The organism is Paenibacillus sp., from assembly GCF_048976745.1.
Lineage (GTDB): Bacteria > Bacillota > Bacilli > Paenibacillales > Paenibacillaceae > Paenibacillus.
Genome location: NZ_JBHGUU010000012.1, coordinates 99698 through 120668 on the forward strand (window position 1 = coordinate 99698; position 20971 = coordinate 120668).

The 20971-nt window shown below is 48.4% G+C and carries 19 protein-coding genes and 1 riboswitch; of the genes, 18 read left to right on the top strand and 1 reads right to left on the bottom strand.

Annotated features, from left to right (window positions below; genetic code table 11):
* Window positions 1–78 precede the first annotated feature (78 nt).
* Together ACE3K2_RS19675 and ACE3K2_RS19680 are read left to right on the top strand one after the other, a co-directional pair.
* Window positions 79–1716: a hybrid sensor histidine kinase/response regulator gene (locus tag ACE3K2_RS19675; RefSeq protein WP_421893939.1), complete on the top strand. Its 1638-nt coding sequence runs from the start codon at window positions 79–81 to the stop codon at window positions 1714–1716.
* A 160-nt stretch (window positions 1717–1876) separates the two neighbouring features.
* Complete coding sequence (locus ACE3K2_RS19680) at window positions 1877–2815, top strand: aldo/keto reductase family protein (protein WP_421893942.1); 939 nt, start codon at window positions 1877–1879, stop codon at window positions 2813–2815.
* A 144-nt stretch (window positions 2816–2959) separates the two neighbouring features.
* Here ACE3K2_RS19680 and ACE3K2_RS19685 read toward each other — a convergent pair whose 3' ends face one another.
* Window positions 2960–4072 carry a GGDEF domain-containing protein gene (locus ACE3K2_RS19685; RefSeq protein WP_421893945.1) on the bottom strand — a complete coding sequence of 371 codons (1113 nt, stop codon included), beginning with the start codon at window positions 4070–4072 and terminating at the stop codon, window positions 2960–2962.
* Between the two features lie 274 nt (window positions 4073–4346).
* Here ACE3K2_RS19685 and ACE3K2_RS19690 point away from each other — a divergent pair, with 274 nt between their 5' ends.
* From ACE3K2_RS19690 to cobK, 16 genes are all read left to right on the top strand, one after another.
* Window positions 4347–4742, top strand: a complete 396-nt coding sequence (locus ACE3K2_RS19690; RefSeq protein ID WP_036612807.1) for a Fur family transcriptional regulator — start codon at window positions 4347–4349, stop codon at window positions 4740–4742.
* Entirely contained in the window at window positions 4718–5524 is an 807-nt protein-coding gene (locus ACE3K2_RS19695) for a winged helix-turn-helix domain-containing protein (RefSeq protein ID WP_421893949.1), read from the top strand. The genes ACE3K2_RS19690 and ACE3K2_RS19695 overlap by 25 nt, the downstream gene beginning before the upstream one ends.
* A gap of 225 nt (window positions 5525–5749) precedes the next feature.
* On the top strand, window positions 5750–7213 hold the full coding sequence (locus ACE3K2_RS19700) for a catalase (RefSeq protein WP_421893952.1): 1464 nt from the start codon (window positions 5750–5752) through the stop codon (window positions 7211–7213).
* 210 nt (window positions 7214–7423) lie between these two features.
* Complete coding sequence (locus ACE3K2_RS19705) at window positions 7424–7840, top strand: BlaI/MecI/CopY family transcriptional regulator (RefSeq protein WP_017691824.1); 417 nt, start codon at window positions 7424–7426, stop codon at window positions 7838–7840.
* 1 nt (window position 7841) lies between these two features.
* Window positions 7842–8702: a M56 family metallopeptidase gene (locus tag ACE3K2_RS19710; protein WP_421893955.1), complete on the top strand. Its 861-nt coding sequence runs from the start codon at window positions 7842–7844 to the stop codon at window positions 8700–8702.
* Window positions 8703–8752: 50 nt separating this feature from the next.
* The gene (locus ACE3K2_RS19715; protein WP_307541570.1) at window positions 8753–9166 is read left to right on the top strand and encodes a DoxX family protein; all 414 of its coding nucleotides are present in this window, start codon (window positions 8753–8755) and stop codon (window positions 9164–9166) included.
* Window positions 9167–9365: 199 nt separating this feature from the next.
* Entirely contained in the window at window positions 9366–10067 is a 702-nt protein-coding gene (locus ACE3K2_RS19720) for a pirin family protein (protein ID WP_421893959.1), read from the top strand.
* A gap of 44 nt (window positions 10068–10111) precedes the next feature.
* Window positions 10112–10447 (top strand): hypothetical protein, encoded by a 336-nt coding sequence (locus ACE3K2_RS19725; RefSeq protein ID WP_421893962.1) that lies wholly within the window; start codon window positions 10112–10114, stop codon window positions 10445–10447.
* A gap of 177 nt (window positions 10448–10624) precedes the next feature.
* Window positions 10625–12220 (top strand): spore germination protein, encoded by a 1596-nt coding sequence (locus tag ACE3K2_RS19730; protein WP_421893965.1) that lies wholly within the window; start codon window positions 10625–10627, stop codon window positions 12218–12220.
* A gap of 4 nt (window positions 12221–12224) precedes the next feature.
* Entirely contained in the window at window positions 12225–13424 is a 1200-nt protein-coding gene (locus ACE3K2_RS19735; protein ID WP_421893968.1) for a Ger(x)C family spore germination protein, read from the top strand.
* Window positions 13417–13638, top strand: a complete 222-nt coding sequence (locus ACE3K2_RS19740; RefSeq protein ID WP_421893971.1) for a hypothetical protein — start codon at window positions 13417–13419, stop codon at window positions 13636–13638. Before ACE3K2_RS19735 ends, ACE3K2_RS19740 begins: the two co-directional genes overlap by 8 nt.
* Window positions 13639–13693: 55 nt before the next feature.
* Window positions 13694–14884 (top strand): GerAB/ArcD/ProY family transporter, encoded by a 1191-nt coding sequence (locus ACE3K2_RS19745; RefSeq protein ID WP_421893974.1) that lies wholly within the window; start codon window positions 13694–13696, stop codon window positions 14882–14884.
* Between the two features lie 131 nt (window positions 14885–15015).
* Window positions 15016–15855, top strand: coding sequence for a uroporphyrinogen-III synthase (locus ACE3K2_RS19750; RefSeq protein WP_421893977.1), 840 nt, complete (start codon window positions 15016–15018; stop codon window positions 15853–15855).
* A gap of 207 nt (window positions 15856–16062) precedes the next feature.
* Window positions 16063–16253: riboswitch (cobalamin riboswitch) on the top strand.
* 402 nt (window positions 16254–16655) lie between these two features.
* Window positions 16656–18587 (top strand): precorrin-3B C(17)-methyltransferase, encoded by a 1932-nt coding sequence (gene cobJ / locus ACE3K2_RS19755; protein WP_421893981.1) that lies wholly within the window; start codon window positions 16656–16658, stop codon window positions 18585–18587.
* Between the two features lie 291 nt (window positions 18588–18878).
* Window positions 18879–20150 (top strand): sirohydrochlorin chelatase, encoded by a 1272-nt coding sequence (locus ACE3K2_RS19760; RefSeq protein WP_421893988.1) that lies wholly within the window; start codon window positions 18879–18881, stop codon window positions 20148–20150.
* On the top strand, window positions 20147–20917 hold the full coding sequence (cobK, locus tag ACE3K2_RS19765) for a precorrin-6A reductase (protein ID WP_421893990.1): 771 nt from the start codon (window positions 20147–20149) through the stop codon (window positions 20915–20917). Before ACE3K2_RS19760 ends, cobK begins: the two co-directional genes overlap by 4 nt.
* Window positions 20918–20971: the final 54 nt, after the last annotated feature.

Here is a 20971-nt window from a genome sequence, read left to right on the forward strand (position 1 = left end):
TTTGATGAACCCTTGTACGTGGATTACGCATTCTGATATACAGATTTGAAAGTGCAGCTAAGACAAAAGGGGTGGATCATGGGGACGGCAGAAGGCATTACGAGAGGCTTCTATGAAGATATAAAGGAAGCTGCGGCCCATATCGTAGACGTACTGAGTGGTATATTAAAGGTCAATACCATATTTGTTGCTACGAATGACGGTTTGACGAATGTCATTCTGGAGGCATTTAATCGTAAGGAAGAGTTGATTGTAAAAGGTAGCGAACTTCCATTTGAAGAGTCTTATTGCAGCTTGGTATTAAGGGATAAAAATGAAACCCTCGCAATTCAAGATACATGTGAACATCCGATGACACGATCCATGGGTGTTACTAGCGGACTCGGCAATCGCTTCTTCGTGGGCGTGCCTATTATGAGAAGATCTGGCGAAACATATGGTACCATCTGTCTGATGGATGATCCTGGTTATGTGATCAGCAAAACCGATATGAAGACACTGAAAGCGATGGCTGTATTCCTGGGCTATGTTGTCGATCTGGAAAGCACGTTGCATGTTCAGAAGCGAAAGTTAAGTCATTCGGAACAAATGCAAGAACAGCTCCAGGCTGAGAAAGAACGTGCCGAATCCGAGGCCATGACCAAAACACAGATGTTGAAGCTGATGAGTCACGAGATTCGCAATCCCCTGAACGGTATTTTGGGACTGACAGATCTGATGCGCACATCGGATATGCCCGAGGAGCAGTCCGAATATGTGAACATGATTGAGACAAGCGGTAATATTTTGCTTTCTTTGCTGAATAATATGATGAATTTTAATATTAATGAAGCAGGTAAAACGGTAATACATGATGATCCGTTCGATCTGGTCGGCACCATTGAGAATACTGTTTATCTCTTTGCCGGAATTGCGACGGGCAAGGACATTGAGCTGGGATTAAATCTTGAACTGAATGTATCTCAAGTGTTCGTTGGTGATGAAGTCAAGATTGGGCAGTTGCTTGCCCACGTTATTCAATATGCTCTCGATTCAACGCGTGAAGGTTCGGTTTTGATCACAGCAGTGGTGAACGGAGAAGAATTGGAGGAGACCGGTACACTTCAGCTCAAGGTGAAGTACACAGGTCAGATGTTATCGGACAAGAAGACACCAACCTTTAACAGGCAAGATGAAAATTTGAATATTCAAAAACTGATTGGAAGCAATCTGGGCTTGGCTGTAAGCCAGAATCTTGCCATTCTCATGCATGGCCGCATTCAAGTGATTAGTGTGAAAGAAAATGAGACAGAATTCAACATTTCCCTTCCGTTGCGCAGATACTGGGAGTTACCTCAACTCGCGAGTGTTCAGCAGCGGTTAAAAGGGAAAAAGGTGTTGCTTGCCAAGGACCCTGACATTCTGCAAGGCGTCTCTTCCCTGATGCGTAGGTGGGAGATGGATGTTCACATGACCTCCGGTTTGACATTAGCGCATGATTGGATCAAGGAAGGATTCAAGCCGGATGTAGCCGTTGTGGATATGGGGTTACTGGAAGGCGGCGCGGTCGAATTTGTACATGAACTGAAACAGCAACTGGAAAATTTGCCTGTCATGGTTCTTATTCCTTATGGTATGCATATTGAATTGCACGAAGCAGAAGCCTTTGATGCTGTTCTGACCAAGCCGGTCCGACAGGCTGATCTGTTGAATGCATTGAGCATTACTTTGCCTTAACTCATGATCGGATCATAAATCGTTATTCGGCGCACCTGGTACAGGTGCGCTTCTTTGCATTTTCCATTTTCTGAGCCAAAGCCCTTTTCATCCAAGCTGGTTACGTTACAATAGAATATGAACTTCATCTTTATAACCAATAGAGGAGGATATGCAATCAATGGATTATCGCAGATTAGGTGGAAGCGGACTGAAAGTAAGCGAGATCAGCCTGGGAAGCTGGCTGACGTACGGAGGGTATGTGGAACGTGAAAATGCGGTGAAATCAATTGAAACTGCATTTGATGAAGGCATTAACTTTTTTGATACAGCCAATGTATATGAACGGGGTGCAGCAGAAGAACTGCTTGGGCAGACGCTCAAAGCGTATTCCCGTGACTCTTATGTACTTGCAACCAAAGTATTTGGCAAAATGGGTGATGGTCCGAATGACCAGGGGCTGTCGCGCAAACATATCAAGGAGCAATGTGAAGCCAGCTTGAAGCGCCTGGGCGTTGAATATGTGGATATCTATTACTGCCATCGTTATCATACCGAAACACCGATTGAAGAAACACTCCGTGCACTGGATGATCTGGTACGCCAAGGCAAAGTGTTATATGTGGGCGTCAGCCAGTGGACTGCGGCTCAGATGGAAGATGCGTTGGGTACAGCAGACCGTCTGCTCCTGGATCGTATCGTGGTCAATCAGCCGGTGTACAACATGTTTGACCGATATATTGAAAATGAGATTATCCCTTTGGGTGAACGTAAAGGTGTCGGACAAGTCGTATACTCCCCGCTTGCTCAAGGTCTATTGACCGGGAAATATACATCCGTTTCCGATATCCCGGAGAATAGCCGTGCGGCTAAGCTAGGATGGGATGAAGGAAAGATCAATGCGGATCGCATCGGGAAAGTTCGTCAACTGATTGAAGTGGCGGACAAGCTGGATCTGAAGGTTGGCCAACTGGCCCTGGCCTGGATTCTGCGCCAGAAGAATGTATCCAGTGCACTTGTAGGGGCAAGTCGTCCCGAGCAGGTCAAGGAGAATGCGGCTGCATCTGGCGTGAAGCTGGATGCTGCCATTGTCGAGGAGATTGAGAGCATCCTTGCTTGATCTTCTGTCAGCACACAAGCTGAGATGATATGCAATAATCCATAAAGCAAGGGATGTCCTGTTTGCCTGAATGGGCGAACGAGACATCCCTTTTTTGGATAACGTTGATACGGTTGCTGGATTGTTGAAAGGTTAGATTCTATTTTAAAGTGTTAGAGGCAAGGAACGAAAAGTTATGGCACACACACGGTTACGCCCTGTATTCTTGGCTTCATATAAAGCACGGTCGGCCTGTTCGAAGAAGTCGTCATCGTCGTGATCATCACAATGATCCGGATACACGGCTACACCAATGGAGATGGTCAGACGTGTCGTTTGGCCGTCGGGCAGAGCAAAATGGTATTTCTCTACCGCCTGGCGGATAGATTCAGCAGTAGCCATTGCCTGACGGGTTCCACAGTCGAGCAAGAGAATGGCGAATTCTTCCCCACCGTTTCGTGACACAATATCGGCAGACCGTGCATGCTCAACGAGCAGTTGTCCAAGTTGCTTCAGGACCGCATCACCGGCGGAATGACCATAGGTGTCGTTTACTTTTTTGAACCGGTCAATATCAATGGCAAGCAAGGACAGCTTTTGTTGGTAATCACGCGCACGCTGGAGTTCCAGTTGAAGTGATTTTTCGAACTGTCGTCGATTGCCAAGATTGGTAAGATGATCGGTAGATGCTCTTCTCTCCAACAGAAATAACATCTCATTGGATTTATTGATGAATTCTGCGATGATATAGATAAATATTCCACCGACAAAGGAAATGGTCATTTGTAACGGATATACCTTCATTAATGAATTCATGCTGTCTGTGTTCAACATAAGGATGATAAAGATTAAAGTTATGCCGAGCAGATTCATCGTAATAATTTTGGTTAGTCGGGACCAGGAAGCATAAGCGAAATATACACCGGACAGTCCAATCAGAGTCATGACAAATCCTGCATCTATGGCAGAGGATGATATGCCAAATATCAGTATACGAAGGACCGAGAGTACAAGTCCTGTAACGACCGAAGCTATTCCTCCCAGATATACCGCTGCCGTAACGATGGCCAGATGCCGTAGATCTACAATTGTGGTCTCGTTCAGAGGGAATGAGTAGTTCATGAGAACTGTGCCATATATGCCGAACAATAAGCCGCCGATCAACTGAACACGTAATGAGGGAAAAGGCAATCGGATACTATAGAACTTGGCGATGATTCCGGACACATACATAAACGTAATCATGACACAGATATTGATGAAAAAAGTGCTTAACAACCGACATTCCCCCTTTATACGCACATCCCTACATTTTATCTGAAAAATGGTGCTGTAGCGAACCATATTATCCCAAATTATTGAGGGGATTACTGGGAAAGGTGTTTTTATTTCCATATCCAGGTTGTTGGCGTGGATATTGACTTCAATATACAATGAGATTTATACTTAATCTAAATCAAAATGTATTCCTTCTTTTTGGGAAGAGCATCATAAGTAGAAGATCAGTGTCTGATTTCATATAAAATGGATCAATAATAAAGGAGATATGGTTGTGAGAACTTTAAATCTGACGATACAACGGCAAGCGGTATATGATGTGGTGCGCCATTCCGAGGATCACCCGACAGCTGCTGATGTTATGAATCGACTCGTGGAACAAGGATATAATCTGGCCTATGGTACGGTGTATAATTCCCTTCGTTATCTGACGGACAAAGAATTGATACGGGAGCTTAAACTCGGAGAGACAGCTAGCCGATATGATGCTCGTATGGATGATCATCAGCACATTATGTGTGAAGTGTGCGGCAAAGTGGACGAGGTGATGACGGAGGTTCCTCCACAATGGATGAAACAGGTAGCTGAAGAAACCGGATATGCAATCGATCATGCTCATGTGGTGTTTGGAGGTGTCTGCGGGGAATGCAGAAACAAACGGATCAAGTAAAAATAAAACTGCCTGGCCGTCGTTTGCCCCTTAGGGTTAAACCCGCCTTGTCCGATGCAGCGCCCCTTGTGGACAATTGTCCTGTTACACGCCGTGTTATTCTGATCAGTCCGATGCCAGGGCAGGTTCATGAACTGGTAAAGGCCTTAACGGATAGCTGCTTCGATGTACTGGTATTTCATCGCTGGGAACCGGATCTGCATGAACGTCTTGTCTTCGATCTGTTGATCTATGACTTGTCCGTTGCCGGAACGATCGATGCATTTGCCGGTATTAGCAGCCGATTGAATCGTGAGGCTGAGCATACAACCCCTTGTCTGTATCTGGTCGGTGAGAAGATGATCGGCAGCGCGAGTGGACCGATGCTTCAGGAGGAATTGCTGGTGTGGCCTGCACGTCCGCAGGAAGCTCTTTACCGGGTGCAGCGTATGATCGGCAACAGTCCTGCTCTGCCCAAACGTGGATTTTTGCCTGAGGAAGGGCAGCGTGTAGGTTTCAAAGATCTGTGGCTCGATCGTGAACGGATGAGCGTTCAGCGTGATAATAACCGGATTCATCTAACCAAGACCGAATATGATCTATTACTCAAGCTGATTGATGCCAAAGGCGCAGTCATTTCCCGTGAAGAGATGCTCAGCGATATCTGGGAGACGGATTTTACGGGTGGAAGTAATGTGGTCGATGTTCATATCAAAAGCTTGCGCAAAAAATTGGGCGATAATGCGTCTTCGCCTCAATATATTGTCACTGTAAGAGGAGTGGGCTACCGCCTGGCGGATTAGTCCGCTTTTTTTTTGTTGTCTGAAAAGCAATTTCATTATTCATTCATGAAGTGTTGAAGAACCTCATCTTAAACTCATGTGATTCTCATGCAAGAGCAGAGAGGGACATGTTAGAATCAATTTAACAGTTAGATCAAGTCTAAATGTATATTTATAATGATGACGAATATGATTTTAATAGTAGAAATATAGCAGCCGTGAGACCCATTAGAGGAGGACGACAGGATGACAGAACGTATGACAACGAATCAGGGAGCACCAGTAGGTGACAACCAGAACTCCCGTACAGCAGGCAGAAGAGGGCCTACACTACTTGAAGACTACCATCTCATTGAGAAAATAGCCCACTTTGACCGTGAACGTATTCCTGAAAGAGTCGTACATGCAAGAGGTGCCGGAGCACATGGTGTATTCACGCTGGAGCAAAGTATGAAGGCTTATACAACAGCGGACTTCCTGCAAGATCCGGGTACGGAGACCGATGTGCTGGTTCGTTTTTCAACCGTTATTCACGGTACAGGATCACCAGAGACTGCACGAGATCCGCGTGGATTTGCCGTCAAGTTTTACACCCGGGAAGGCAACTATGATATCGTTGGTAACCATCTGCCTGTGTTCTTCATTCGTGATGCAATGAAGTTTCCCGATATGGTTCACTCTCTGAAGCCAGCTCCGGATACGAACATTCAGGACCCCGCCCGATATTGGGACTTTATGACCCTCTCACCCGAATCAACGCATATGATGACCTGGTTGTTCTCAGATCTGGGCACACCGGCGAGTTATCGGGAGATGGATGGTTTCGGTGTACATGCGTTCAAATGGATTAATGCACAGGGGCAGGTTCATTATGTGAAATACAAGTGGGAGTCCGCACAAGGGGTTCGAGGCTTCTCCCGTCAGGAAGCTGCCGAGGTACAAGGACAGGACTTTAATCATGCTACCCGGGACCTGCATGAACATATCAAGAACGGGCAATACCCGCAGTGGAAGTTACAGGTACAGCTCTTGAAGCCGGAACAAATGGATGATTTTGCTTTTGATCCACTCGACCCAACCAAAACATGGCCTGAAGATGTACTCCCGTTCCATACGATAGGGACCATGACTCTGAATCGGAATCCGCAAAACTTCTTTGCTGAAGTGGAACAGGCGGCCTTTTCACCTAGTGCGCTTGTACCTGGAATTGAGCCTTCCGAAGACAAATTGTTGCAAGGACGCCTATTCTCCTATCCAGATACACAGCGGCATCGGCTTGGACCCAACTATTTGCAAATTCCGGTGAATTGCCCGTACGCACCTGTTCGTAATCACCAGCGTGATGGGCTCATGAATGTGAATCAGGACCCATCACCGGTGAACTATGAACCGAACAGTGCCGGAAACAGCCCGCAGGAAGATCCGGCATACCGGGATAGTCAGGTTCCATTGCAAGGGTATGTCACACGCGAGAAAATTGAGAAAACGGATGATTACACGCAGGCAGGGGAGCTTTTCCGTTCATTTACCCCTGTAGAGCAGCAGCATTTGCTGGATAACCTGATCAATGACCTCAAGGGAGTATCTGTCGATATTCAAATGCGTGCTTTATGCCACTTCTTCCGGGCGGATGGACAGCTTGGCGGACGTTTGGCTCATGGACTGGGTGTGGATATTTCTGCACATATGCCGTCACAGGATGGGAAATAAACTACAGTGTGACCATGTTCTCACAACATCATATTGACTGATAAGTGGTGAAGATCGGGCAAAACCGTGAACGTGCGGAATTTCCCGGTCTTTCGCTTTTTTTGCTGAAATGGAAAACAAATTTACAAATCATTTACATAAAATAGCTGACATAGAGGTTGACTTCTCACTTGATGGCACTACAATGGGTAGTGTGAGGGGTGTCAGAACATGAGAATACACAATTTCAAAGTGGGTGAGCGTGGGCTCAACCGATTTTTCGGTCCGCTGGAGGCCAAGATCATGGACATTTTATGGGCTCGTCCCGGCAGTAGCATCCGTGAAGTACAGACCGCGCTTGAACAAGACAAAGATGTCAATTTTAATACAGTCATGACCGTGATGAATCGGCTCGTGGACAAGGGACTTCTCGGAAAGTCACAAAAGGGCAGAACATCTTTGTACCAACCGGTACAGAGCAAGGAGGAGTTTATGAACGACCAATCCAAGGAACTGTCACATGAGTTGGTGGATGAATTCGGAGCATTGGCATTGAATCACATGCTGGATGCGCTGGACGAAGCAGATGCAGGTCTGATTGAACGCCTGGAACAGAAGATCAAACAATGGAAAAAGGATAGCGATTAAGATGTGGAAGACCCGCTCGAAACTTTTGTTTACCGTCGGGTTTGGCATTCCGTTACTCGTGTTCATGCAGATGTTCATGTACGCGATGTACAAAATCTTTGGCTGGGATATCCCGTTTAATCTGCTCTGGCTCTGCAATCATTGGATGAGTCGTCTGGGCTGGTTATCTGTTGGACATTTCCTGCTGGCACTGGTCTTGCTGACATTTGCGGGAACAGGCTGGTTGCTTACGGTTCGCATGATGAAAACACGAGCAGCGATCCGCAAGCTCCGCTCCATGGAGATTCGGGCGCTATCCCGTGAGCTGGAGTCCACATATCATGATCTGGGACAGCCAAGTTTCATTGTGGTGGACAAGCTTTCACCCGTGGCATTTACCATTGGTCTATGGAGACCCTATATTGTACTTTCCACTGGGCTGCTGGACATGCTTGATGCGGAAGAGGAGGTAGCGGTTGTCTATCATGAAGTACACCATCTGTGGCACCGTGATCCTCTGAAGACGACGTTACTGTCGGTATTTGCAATCATGATGCCGTATATTCCCGTCTTGAAGCACACTTCAAAACAATATCATATCGTTAGAGAAATTCTGGCAGACAATGAGGCCATTGAACGTACAGGCAATGTGGCAGGCATCGGCAGTGCTTTGCTCAAGCTGCTCCGTGCTTGTCCTGAACCTTGGGGGGTTAAAGAACTGACCGTTCAATCCTCATTTGCGGATACGTCGGTGAATGTCCGAATTTCACGTCTGCTTGACCCGGAACAGGACGTGACGTTGAGATTGCCACGTTATGCTGTTCTGATGTCGGTTACCGTTTTTCTATTGCTGTCTATCTTGTTTGTCTGGTCGATCGGATAGATTAATTTGGCTAAATGCGAGGTCGAATATAACGAGGAAGGAAGATGAACATGAATAATAAAAGTGTAGAGATTGGACTGCTTTTCTCCAGGATTATGATTGGTTTGATCTTTGTATTGCATGGTTGGAGTAAATTCGAAGGTGGAATTAGCGGTACGGTAGGATTTTTCGAAAGTATCGGTATTCCCGGATTTCTTGCATCCGTAGTAGCCATCATTGAGCTGGTAGGTGGTGCTGCGATGATTCTGGGTCTGGGTACACGTGTGTTTGCAGCCCTGTTTGCCATTGTGATGGTTGGAGTCCTGTTTACAGCCAAAATGGGTGAGCCGTTCCTGAGTGGTACCGAGTTAGATTACCTGCTGCTGGCGGGTTCCCTGACACTGCTCTTCACAGGAAGTCGCTTCCTGGCCGTGGATTATCTGTTCTCCAGACAGGGGAACGCTCGCCAGAATGTGAGTGCTTGATCGATTAACGATTGCTAAAAAATAATGAAGTGCAGGATTAGTCCTGTAACGAGGTTCTTTATTGGCCAGGCCGGTTCGGGAATTATATTTGCGAACCGGGCTGATCGGTAGAGAACTTTTTTCATTTGGACGATGAGCTTGTGGTTTGGTACAATGAAAATAAGTATGCTACTAAGAAAAAATAAGGAGGATGCATTTTATGATTAACGTCATTCCATCCGATGCCCGCTCCAGCTTCGATCGAGGCTGGCTCCGTGGCAGTCACAGCTTTTCTTTCGGAGAATACCAAGACCCGGAGAATACGGCGTTTGGACCGATGCGGGTAGCAAACGATGATGTGATTGCGCCTGGTCGCGGTTTTGGAGCTCACCCACATAGTGATATGGAGATTGTGTCCATCGTACTCAGCGGCAAGTTAAGACATGAAGATAACCTGGGCAATGTGGCCGTTACAGGTTTTGGCGGTATTCAGCGAATGTCAGCAGGCAGTGGCATGATTCATACCGAGCATAATGCATCCGATACCGAAGAAGTACGTCTGCTTCAGCTCTGGTTCATGCCGCAGACGAAAGGGTTGGAGCCATCCTATGAGACTACATCATTTGATCCAGCGGCATTGGCAGGAGCACTTGTGCCGATTGTATCCCCGGATGGGGGACCCAGAGTTGCGACCATTCATCAGGATATGACGATCTATCTTGGTCGATTAACCAAAGACGAAACGATAACCTTCCATCAGGAGACAGGCCGCCGGATGTACATTTTCTCCATCGAAGGCAAGTTGGGATTGGATGGAGAATACCTGTTGAACGAAGGCGATACGGCTCGTGTGGAACAGCGGAATTCAATCGAACTTCAAGCAAACGAAGATACGTTCTATATGATGATTGATTTGCCGTAGATGGCTGATGAAATGAACTCCAAGATGAAGGAGGATATACACGTATGGCGCAACAGGAATGGTTTATGGTCAAACATGCGGTGACCGGGCGAGGACTGGCTAATAGCAAAACAGATTCCCTGTCCTATCGATTCCAGCAGGAGGGTACAGGCTTCATATTTACCGTGACGGGTCTGGACGAGCAGATTGTGGAGCAGATTATGGAGCTTAGACAGGAACTAAACGTATTTCGCTTCGTGCAACGCAAGGATCAGCCCCTTTTGAAACACTGGTACTACGTAGAAGGTGAGCGGGTAGTCTACGATAGCGAGAGTCACACGCTTAGCATCTATGCGAAGTCGGAGATTCGCTATGTGCCTGAAGATTATTTTGCGGATTAACTGAAAAATAGGTTGCATAGGATCTGGAATAGTTAAGAAGGTCTCTGTTAATTACAGAGGCCTTTTTGTTATCTGGATTCAGAGAATTTAATCGTAATTTTGCAAAAAGGACCACATAATTCCCAACTGTCTGGCACAAGCTACCTTGTATAAAAACAAGAAACGGAGGGGCGGCATATGGCGGACAAAACATCTGGGAAAGACAAGTCCCGAAAACCGGGACGAGCTTCAGAAGAGAAAAAACATATCCCTTTGGGACTGCCGTCCCCGCCTTTTCTGCGGCAGCCGATTAGTTCAGTACATGAAACTCAGATTCAAGCGGTAAAGGAAATCTTCTCCGAATGCTCGGATGTGGTTTTACGCAACGTCATGATTACGCCGGAAGTGAAAGGGCTTCTGGTCTATATTGAAGGCATTGTTAACTCGGCGGATATTCAGGAGCATATGCTGCGCCCAATTATTCGAGGGCTGGTACAACAGCGTACAGATGAACCTGATGTTCCACTGGATGATACACGTGTTGAGCTGACACAGGTGAAGCGAGTGGATACTTGGGCTGCTGCGACAGAGGGGGTACTGGCATCCTCTGCCCTTCTGGTGGTTGATGGAAGTAGCAAAGCCTGGATGTTCAATGTCAAAGGCGGCGTCAGACGTGGTGTGGAGGAACCGCAGACAGAATCCGTGATTCGGGGACCGCGGGAGGGATTTACTGAAACGCTTCGTGTGAATACGGCTTTACTGCGGTTCAAGCTGAAAACCCCCTCTCTCAAGATGGTGAGTATGACACTAGGCACAGAAACCAAGACCGATATCGTTCTGACTTATCTGGACGATATTGCTGATCCGAAGTTGATCCGGGACGTGAAGAAACGTCTGGAACAAATCAAAATCGATGGCATTCTGGAATCGGGTTATATCGAGGAACTGATTGAAGACCACCCGTATTCTCCATTCCCGCAGATGCACTATTCCGAGCGTCCGGATACAGTAGCGGGCAACCTGTTGGAAGGGCGGTTTGCCATTATGGTAGACGGCACGCCCTTCGCGTTAATTGCTCCAGTCACGATCTGGCAGATGCTTCAGGCCAGTGAGGATTACTATGAGCGATTCTTCATCAGTAATCTGGTCCGCTGGATTCGTTTTTTATTTGTGGCTATTGCTCTATTTCTACCAGCGCTGTACATCGCTATTACGACATTTCATCAGGACATGCTGCCAACCACATTGATACTGAGTATTGCCGGGGCACGGGAAGCTATTCCTTTTCCGGCACTAGTTGAAGCTCTCATCATGGAGCTGTCGTTCGAAGCCCTCCGTGAAGCGGGGGTCAGGTTACCCAAAACGGTGGGTCAGGCCGTCAGTATTCTCGGTGCACTTGTGATTGGGCAGGCGGCAGTTCAGGCGGGGATTGTATCTGCGCCGATGGTTATTATTGTATCCATGACAGGAATAGCTTCCTTCACGATCCCGCGATTTAACTTCGCGATTACGGTGCGTCTGCTTCGATTTCCCATCATGTTGCTGGCTGGCATGCTCGGATTGTACGGCATTGTCATTGGTTTGGTCCTGATCTCGGTGCATCTGACACAGATGACTTCTTTTGGTGTACCTTATCTGTCAGGTCTTAGCCCATACAGTAAAACAGATAACAAGGATATTTTTATTCGTGTGCCGTGGTGGAAAATGATCAATCGTCCTTCTACGGTCCAGGATAACCAGAAACGGATGGATGAAAAGATCAACGGTTCGCCTGAAGCTGAGGAAGGATGGTGAACACATGTTTCTTATTCGTAAAATTCGCTCCGTCTTGATCCTGCTGTTGTGTACCATTTTCATGGCAGGATGTTGGGATCGTAAGGAAATTAATGATATTGCCTTTGTCATTGGCATAGCTGTGGATAAGGAAGAGGGGAATTACAGGTCCAGTCTGCAAATCGCTCTTCCTGGTCAATCCGGTTCTACCGGCAGTTCGGGAGGTGGCGGGGGTACAAGTGGGGACAAATCATGGTTTATGTTGTCCAACACCGCAAAGACACTGCGGGGGACTACACTTGAGGGTCAAAAATCGCTCTCTCGCAAGATATATTATGCGCATCGTCGTACCCTGCTGATTGGAGAGGACCTTGCCCGGGATGGCGTGGCTCCCATGCTTGATTTGTTTACGCGCTACCCTCTCAACCGATTCTCTGCATTACCGATTGTTACGAAAGGTGCGGCATACGAAGTTATGGATACAGATGCCCCGATAGAGAAGTTCCCATCCGAGATGGTGAGAGAGCTATGTTTTCTAAATATGCGGAACCCACGTTCGCTCAAAACGTTTATAGATGCCATTCTTAGTGATGGTGTAGATCCATTCCTGCCGGTTGCCTCGAAAGTGGACAATGTTCCGAAAGATTGGAAGGACGCCAAAACAAACATCAAGCTGGATGGATTGGCCATTTTCAAGAAGGATAAGCTGGTTGGCATGATTGACAAGGCTCCCGCCGATGCCCTAATTCTCGCCATGGGGGAAGCCAATGCGCCGGAAATTATGGTCAAGGCCCCGCGCGGGGATGGAGATATATTCATCAAATTGAACGAGAACAATTCTTCACTGCACCCCAGTGTCAAGAATGACAAGGTAACTGTGACCGTTCAATTGTACGCTAAAGGCGTGGTTGTAGATAACGAATCCAATTACGGTGATCTGCGTGAAAAAGAGATTTTGAAATTAAATGACGCGATCCACAAAAAAATAAAAGGGGATATCGTTGAAGGGGTTCGATTAATACAGCAAAAATATCATGCGGATATTCTCGGGATTGGTCGGTCGATCCATCAACAATTGCCTAAAGAATGGGACAAAATGAAGGATCGATGGGATGTTCTCTATCCTGATGTTGAGGTGAATGTTGTCCCCCACGTCATTATTGAAAATGTAGGGGTAGTCAATAAACCGATCGGTGTTGTTGAGGAGGATATCGTACATGATTAAACCACTTTTGTTCACCTATCTGGGGATGGTTATCATCGTCATTGTGATGGATTTCAGACATCTGAAGCAAGCGGCGGCCATTAATCGCTGGTTATCCTATGGCCTGATTGCATTAGGAACAGGCCTTTGGTTTTATGTAACCCATTTAAGTAAAACCTTTTTTGTTGCGGTATGGATCAGCCATGTCATCCAGAGATTCTTACCGCTACCATAGATATGGACTGGGGATGGCGGGGAGTACAGATTGAATGATAGAAAGGAGGTATGGTATGAATCAAAGTGTGACTTCTCGACAGATTGTACTACTTGTGCTGCTGCTCAGTATGACGGGCACGTTGATTCAACCCCATGCACAGGCCATTTATTATGCGGAGCAGCACGCTTATCTCTCATATGTGCCAGTTGTTCTCGTAATGATTATATCCATGTGGATGGTAAGCCGAATTCAGCGGAGATTTCCGAATCAGGATCTATTTGAGGCGCTTGTTGAGCGGTTCCCCTTTATGGGAAGGCTCGCAGGCGTAATGTACATTTTGTTTTTTTTCTTCATATTCGCTAGAGATATCCGATTAATTGGTGATTATGTAAGTATAACCTTGCTGGAAACAACGCCGATATCCATTGTGGTATTGTCACTCATGATTATGGCGGTATTTATCGTCAGAGGCGGGCTTGGTTCGTTGATCGGAATGTCAGAACTATATGTTACCCTGTTCCTGCTGAACTCTATCATTGTGCCTTTCATGCTTATCCAGCAGTTGAATATGGATAATCTGATGCCCTATTTTCATATTGATCCGGCGGGTGTAGGGAAAGGGAGTTGGTACATTTTTTCATTTTATGGGGAGATGATTGCCTTACCTTTTGTCGTCAAAGGCAGTGATTTTCGCTTCAAGCCTGTGTTATGGGGCATCACAATCTCGGGATTGCTGATGATGCTGATTCTTGTGGAAACCATCACTTCGATTGGTGTGCCTATTGCGTCCAGACTGGTATACCCTTCATATGAACTGGCAAGACAGTTGCAAATTAGTGATTTTCTGGATCGGTTTGACCTGGCACTGGCAGCGGCCACCTTGCCTGCGATGATTACGAAGATTGCATTTGATCTGTACTTTGTCTGTTGGGGATTGAAGCGAATGATCCCAAACGTATCGGGAAAGGTAATGACAGGTCCAGTGGCCTTAGTGGGTTTTGTCTGTGCATTCTGGTTCTTCAGAAACGCCATTCAGCTCTATCGTTTTACCCGGGAATGGACATGGATCGCCATTGTGTTTGAAGTACTGTTCCCGATAGTGCTGTTTCTTTTCCTTCGTCCTCGCAAAAAGGATAAAAAAGAATCTGCCATCCAGAGATCGGGAGATCAGTCCAAGAAAGAGAAGCATGAACAAGGACAAGGCTCCTCTGATTCTGAGAAAAAAAGGCAGGATTCTCATGGTGGAGAACTCCAGCCTTCCTGATATATCCCATCAAAAATCGTTATAGATGAAATGGGCAAAAAGAGGGGGAGCACAGTTTCCCTTCGCAGAAGTACCCTGTATACTGTAGTCAGACTGATGAAGATTCGGCTGAACTAACGGGGGGAACATGAATGGCTCAACATTTGGCAGGTATACGTGTAGCATTGACAGGACCACGAAAATCAAAAGAAATGTCCATACTGGTTGAAAAAATGGGTGGAATCCCGCTTGTGCGACCGGCACAGGGGACGGTATTCCTGGATGATCGGAGTATCAGGGACGGGCTGGTATCCTGGATCTCAGACCCGCCAGACTGGGCGGTGTTAACGACGGGTATGGGATTGGATGCATTGTTTGAAATGGCTGAGGATATGGAAATCGCAGATCAATTGTTGGATGTATTATCGGAATCCTCCATTGCGGCGAGGGGATACAAGACGGTGAATGCGCTCAAAAAGCGCAAGCTGACACCGCTGGTACGAGATGATGACGGCAGCACGGACGGGCTCATTCGAGAATTCGCCCCGCATGATCTCGCAGGGAAAAAGGTCATGTTGCAGCTTCATGGGGAGACAGCTCCCAAACTCGTCGCATGGTTAGAAGAACAAGGTGCAATCGTCAGACAAGTGCTCCCTTACCGCCATGTACCGCCGGAAGAGGCAGAGCTGGAACAGCTGTTGAATGAAATTCTAAAGTTCGAGGTAGATGCTGTTGCGTTTACAAGTGGACCGCAGGTCAGATTCCTGACGCAATATGCGGCTTCCCAGGACAAGCTTGAGCCAATGCTTGCCGCCTTCAGACAAGGCGTAATTCCTGCATCTGTAGGTAAAGTTACAGCAAACTCCATGCGTGAAGAAGGCATCGAGGCGTTGGTCATTCCGGAGGAAGAGAAGATGGGCGCACTCATCGTTGAGTTAGGACGTTACTTTGCTGCGGGGCGTGCGGCCAAGACTAGTGGCATGCAATCCTAGTTATCAATAACTGTGAACGTATGTAATCATTAGGTAGATGGACGGTTTAGAACGAATTGTAAACGAATTTGTATATCTAATGTTACATCGGGTTCTGATCCATTTTTTTGGGTCAGGACTTTTTTTGTTTTGTCTGAAAATTGAAGATCGGACAAGGATCATAAGCATGGACATTATTTCCTGAGCGGTGTTATTATGAAAACAATATTGAATGAAAACAAGCAAGGTGCTCTTGCGTGCAGCAAGAGGTAACAGGGAATCGGGTGTAAGTCCCGAGCGGTCCCGCCACTGTAATGGTGAAGCCCTTTTTGATCCAAGTCACTCGCAAAAGCCGGGGAAGACAGAAAAGGAAGCTGATGATCCAAAGCCAGGAGACCTACCTTGCATGTGTCACCAAACCCTTCGCGGAAAGGAGTGGTGTACGAAGAATCAGGAAATGGGCGAACAAGCGGTTCGCCTGGCTGGCCCCCCTTGGCCACATAGTCACAGGATTACCCTATGGGAGTCTCGACTGTGTTCTTGAGTGTACGTACATGCGTATCCCATCCGTTACAAGGATGGGATTTTTTTGTTTTTTTAGATAAATGTATATCTTTGCGAGACCTAACCTATGTCGGGAAATTGCAGGTAGAGGAATAGATTAGATGGATCATAACAGGTGGGTTATGAGCCTGGTTTGTTAGTCTGAGTAAACAGAGCTGACGAGTTGAACATGCAGTACAGTAGGGGAGAAGGTCGGCATAGCCGCCCTTTTTCACTGTTTAGATCAGTTCGACAAGTGTGATGGAGGAGGAAAAGCAATGCAAGATCAAGGCAAGCTGCTGATTATCGGGTTTGGTCCGGGAGCAATGGAACATATCACCAAGCGGGCACTCGAAGCACTTCAGGAGAGCGAGGTTATTATCGGATACAACACCTATGTGGATCTGATTCGACCTCTGTTGAACGGGCAGGCGATTGTGCGCACAGGCATGACGGAGGAAGTAAGCCGTGCACAAGAAGCGGTCAGACAGGCGGAGATGGGCAAAATGGTTGCCGTAATTTCCAGTGGTGACGCAGGTGTATATGGTATGGCGGGTCTGGTGTACGAGGTGTTGATGGAGCAAGGCTGGAAGCCGGATACGGGTGTTGCCGTCGAAGTTATTCCGGGCGTATCGGCTATTCAGTCCTGTGCATCACTGCTGGGTGCCCCTGTCATGCATGATGCATGTACGATCAGCCTCAGTGATCACCTCACGCCGTGGGAGACCATTATTCGCCGGGTCGAAGCCGCAGCGTCCGCTGATTTTGTCATTGCGCTGTACAATCCACGCAGCGGACGGCGCACACGCCAGATCGTGGAGACACAGGAGATGATCCTGCGTTATCGTGACCCACAGACCCCGGTAGGTCTGGTGAAGAGTGCATACCGTGAGCGTCAGGACGTGGTCATGACCACACTGGAGGATATGCTGAATCATGATATCGGCATGCTGACAACTGTGATTATCGGCAATTCTTCGACCATGATGTACGAAGGACTCATGGTCACCCCGCGCGGGTATCAGCGGAAATATACGCTGAACACCGCGGAACAGTCGCTCAGACCCCATGAGCGACTTCGCACGGAAGCCGAGCCATGGTCGCTCGGCGCAAGGGATGCCCGCGCTGCCGCCTCCGGCGAGGCAGCGGGCGAGAGCGCGGCCAGCGCTGCATCGGCCGCGCAGCCACAGGCGGAGCCAGCCCTGCGCGGCGCAAGCGCCGGAGCGGGCACGGCTCCGCAAGGGCAGCCGCCCGCTGGCGCAGGGGCTGCTGCGACTATGCCTGCGGCAAGCCCGGCGAGCGGCGCTGGCACAGCCGTGCTTGCCGGCGAGCGACCTGCGCCCGTTGCGGCAGAGGCCGCTCCGGGCACAGTCGCAGTAGCGCCACGCGCCGGCGCAGCTGCACTCGCCGCCGAGGCGTTGACACGGCTCGCGGCAGGCGGCGCGCTCGCGGGCGAATCGGCGAGCCGCTGGCTGGATGCAGCAGCGCCGAGCGAAGCGGCAAGTGCAACGCAGGCTGCGACCGCAACGGCGGTACGCACTGCGCCCGAGCCTGGGCGCAAGGCGCCGCTGTTCGAAGTCGGCGTGTCGCCCGGCGTGGGCAACAAAAAATTCACCGCAGCCCAGATGGCGCTGCTGGCGCAGTGTGCAAGTGAAGATGGCGAACTGGAGTACACGCCGGAGCACCAGATTATTCTGAGAGTGCCGACATTTGAATCGGACTCGCTGGTGGAAGAGCTGCGTGCAGCGAATTTTATCGTTGTACCGATTGGTGATGTCATCAAGGTGAAGGCTTGTGACTTCTGCAATATGGAGAAGGACGATGCTGTGCCGATGGCTAACCATTTACAGGCTGTAATTGGCGGACTCGGTGCACCCAAAGAAACAAGTGTGGCGCTGAATGGCTGTGGTATGGCCTGTTACGGGGCCGTGTTGGAGGATATCGGCATCGTGTATCGCAAAGGGGCATATGACCTCTTCCTAGGTGGCAAGAAATTCGGCCGCAATGCTCACCCTGCCCAGCCTGTAGCGGAGGGAATTCCGGGTGACCAGATTGGTGGCATTGTGGAACGTATTGTGGCGGATTACAAGGAAAAGGGCCATCCGAATGAGCGATTCCACAAGTTCTTCAAACGAGTTGGCGTAATTCAGGGCTTCCGCCATGTGGATGCACCGGTCACGGTGGAAGTAAACCCGATATGTGGTGACTAATTCCGTACTTAATTCCTTACTAAATTTCTAAATAAGTCTTGAGTAAGCATTAATTAAGTCCCTGCCTGCACGACTTCTTTCGTGGAGACATGAGGGTGCAGCTTGTCAGGACCTATCTAATATTTTGCAATATTCGCTGGATTTCAGCTGACATAGATGGATTGATTTTTACGAGTAATGCAGTGAATGGATGGAATGACTGGTTTGGCGCAGTTTTAGCCGGATGAACTGGAGTGCCGAATAAATATGAAAAGTTTGATCTGCGGGTCAGACGGGGGAGGAATAACAAAGATGGATGCAATATTGTTGGTGGGACACGGGAGTCGTGATCCTGAGGGGAACCGGGAACTGAAGGAGTTTGCAAATGAGGTAGCGGCGAAGGCACCCGAGAATACGTTGGTGGAGACTTGTTTTCTGGAGTTAACGAGACCAAGCATTGCTGATGGTGTTACCGCTTGTGTGGATCGAGGGGCAACACGTGTTGTGTTGGTGCCGATCATTCTGTTTGCTGCCGGTCATGCCAAGATTGATATTCCTAACGCCATTGACCGCGCCAAGGCACGTTATCCGCAGGTGGAATTCGTATACGGTCGTCCCATCGGTGTTCATGAGAAAGTTGTCCAAATCATGCAGACCCGTCTGCAAGAAGCACAACCTGTACTTGTCGCATCCCAAGGCGGCACAGCGGTAGCGGCTCCACCTGCTCCGGTGACGGATGAAGAGACTGCCGTACTGGTGCTTGGACGCGGAAGCAGTGACCCGGATGCCAACAGTGACTTTTTCAAAATGACCCGGATGTTATGGGAGAAACTGCCGTACAAGTGGACGGAAAGCAGCTTTATCGGCGTGACTCAGCCCTCATTTCCGGATGGATTGGAGCGCTGTCTGTTGCTGGGCGCGAAGAAAATTATCATCATGCCTTATTTCCTGTTCACAGGTGTACTGATCAAGCGCATTGATGAAATGACCGCAGAATTTGCAGCGGCCCATCCAGACATTCAGGTGGAGGTTGGCGGATACTTTGGCTTCCACCCGAAGCTGGTTGAACTGGTACTGGAGCGAGCCCATGAGGGGTTATACGGACGTGTAACAGCCAACTGTGATAACTGCCAATTCAGACTGGAAGCGGCCAAACACCATCATCACCATCATGATCACGACCATGGGCATGACCACGATCATCATCACGACCACGATCATGGACATGAGCACAGTCACGACCACCAGCATGAACACAGCCATGCGCACAACCATGCGCACAACCATGATCATAAGGACCATGATCACTCGCATCATCATGATGATCATGACCACCAGCATGTACATGCACATGATGACCATCCACATAAGCATGACCACGGTCATGATCAGACGCATACAGCAATCGATCATCAAGCGTCACTCGATTACCATCATGATCACGATGAAGAGTTGCATCATTCGCATCACGAGCACGAAGTCCATCGGAACAACCAGGATGACGCAGAAGGAACCGCACAAGAAGAGGTTTCTCCCGATCAGTCACAGGTTGCAGCAACTTCGGAGCAGGTGAATCGTCCATGATCTTTATGTTGTGTGGTACGAGTGATGCCAGGGAACTGGCTCTACAGATCCAGCAGCAAGGTACAGACGTGCTGACTTCTGTCGTAACCGACAGTGCTGCCCATAGCCTGACAGAGGCCGGATTACCTGTTCGGACAGGCCGTTTGACTGTGGAAGCCATGGTGGAACTTGTGCGTGAAAAAGGTAGCCGTGCCATCGTGGATGCAAGTCATCCATTTGCCGAAGAAGCACATGCCAATGCGATGGAAGCAGCCAAACAGGCGGGCATTCCATATATTCGCTATGAGCGCACGGGTCTGGCGTACGATGATCACACGTTGCTGCATGTCGTATCTTCCTATGATGAAGCGGCACTCAAGGCCAAAGAGCTCAAGGGCTCCGTTATGCTGACGACAGGTAGCAAAACATTGCAGATCTTCACCAAGCACCTGCTCGGTGATTCGGACATTCGTCTCGTTGCCCGCATGCTTCCACGTCTCGATAATATGGAGAAATGCGGTGAACTTGGCGTGGAGCAGCGTAATATTATTGCGATGCAGGGACCTTTTTCACGTGAAATGAATGAAGCCTTGTACAAGCACTATGCGACGACTGTAATGGTTACCAAGGAGAGCGGCAAGACCGGAGCGGTGGATGAGAAAATTCAATCTGCACTGGAGCTGGGCATTCATGTCGTGTTGATTTCACGCCCCGAGGCTGAATTTGGAACGGTGTTTGACCATTTTGAAGGTGTACTGGATGAGTTGAAACGTGTATTGGTGCAGTAGAGCACCCCAATAGTCTTAATTTGAATAATGCATTTTTGAATGACACCACTATTT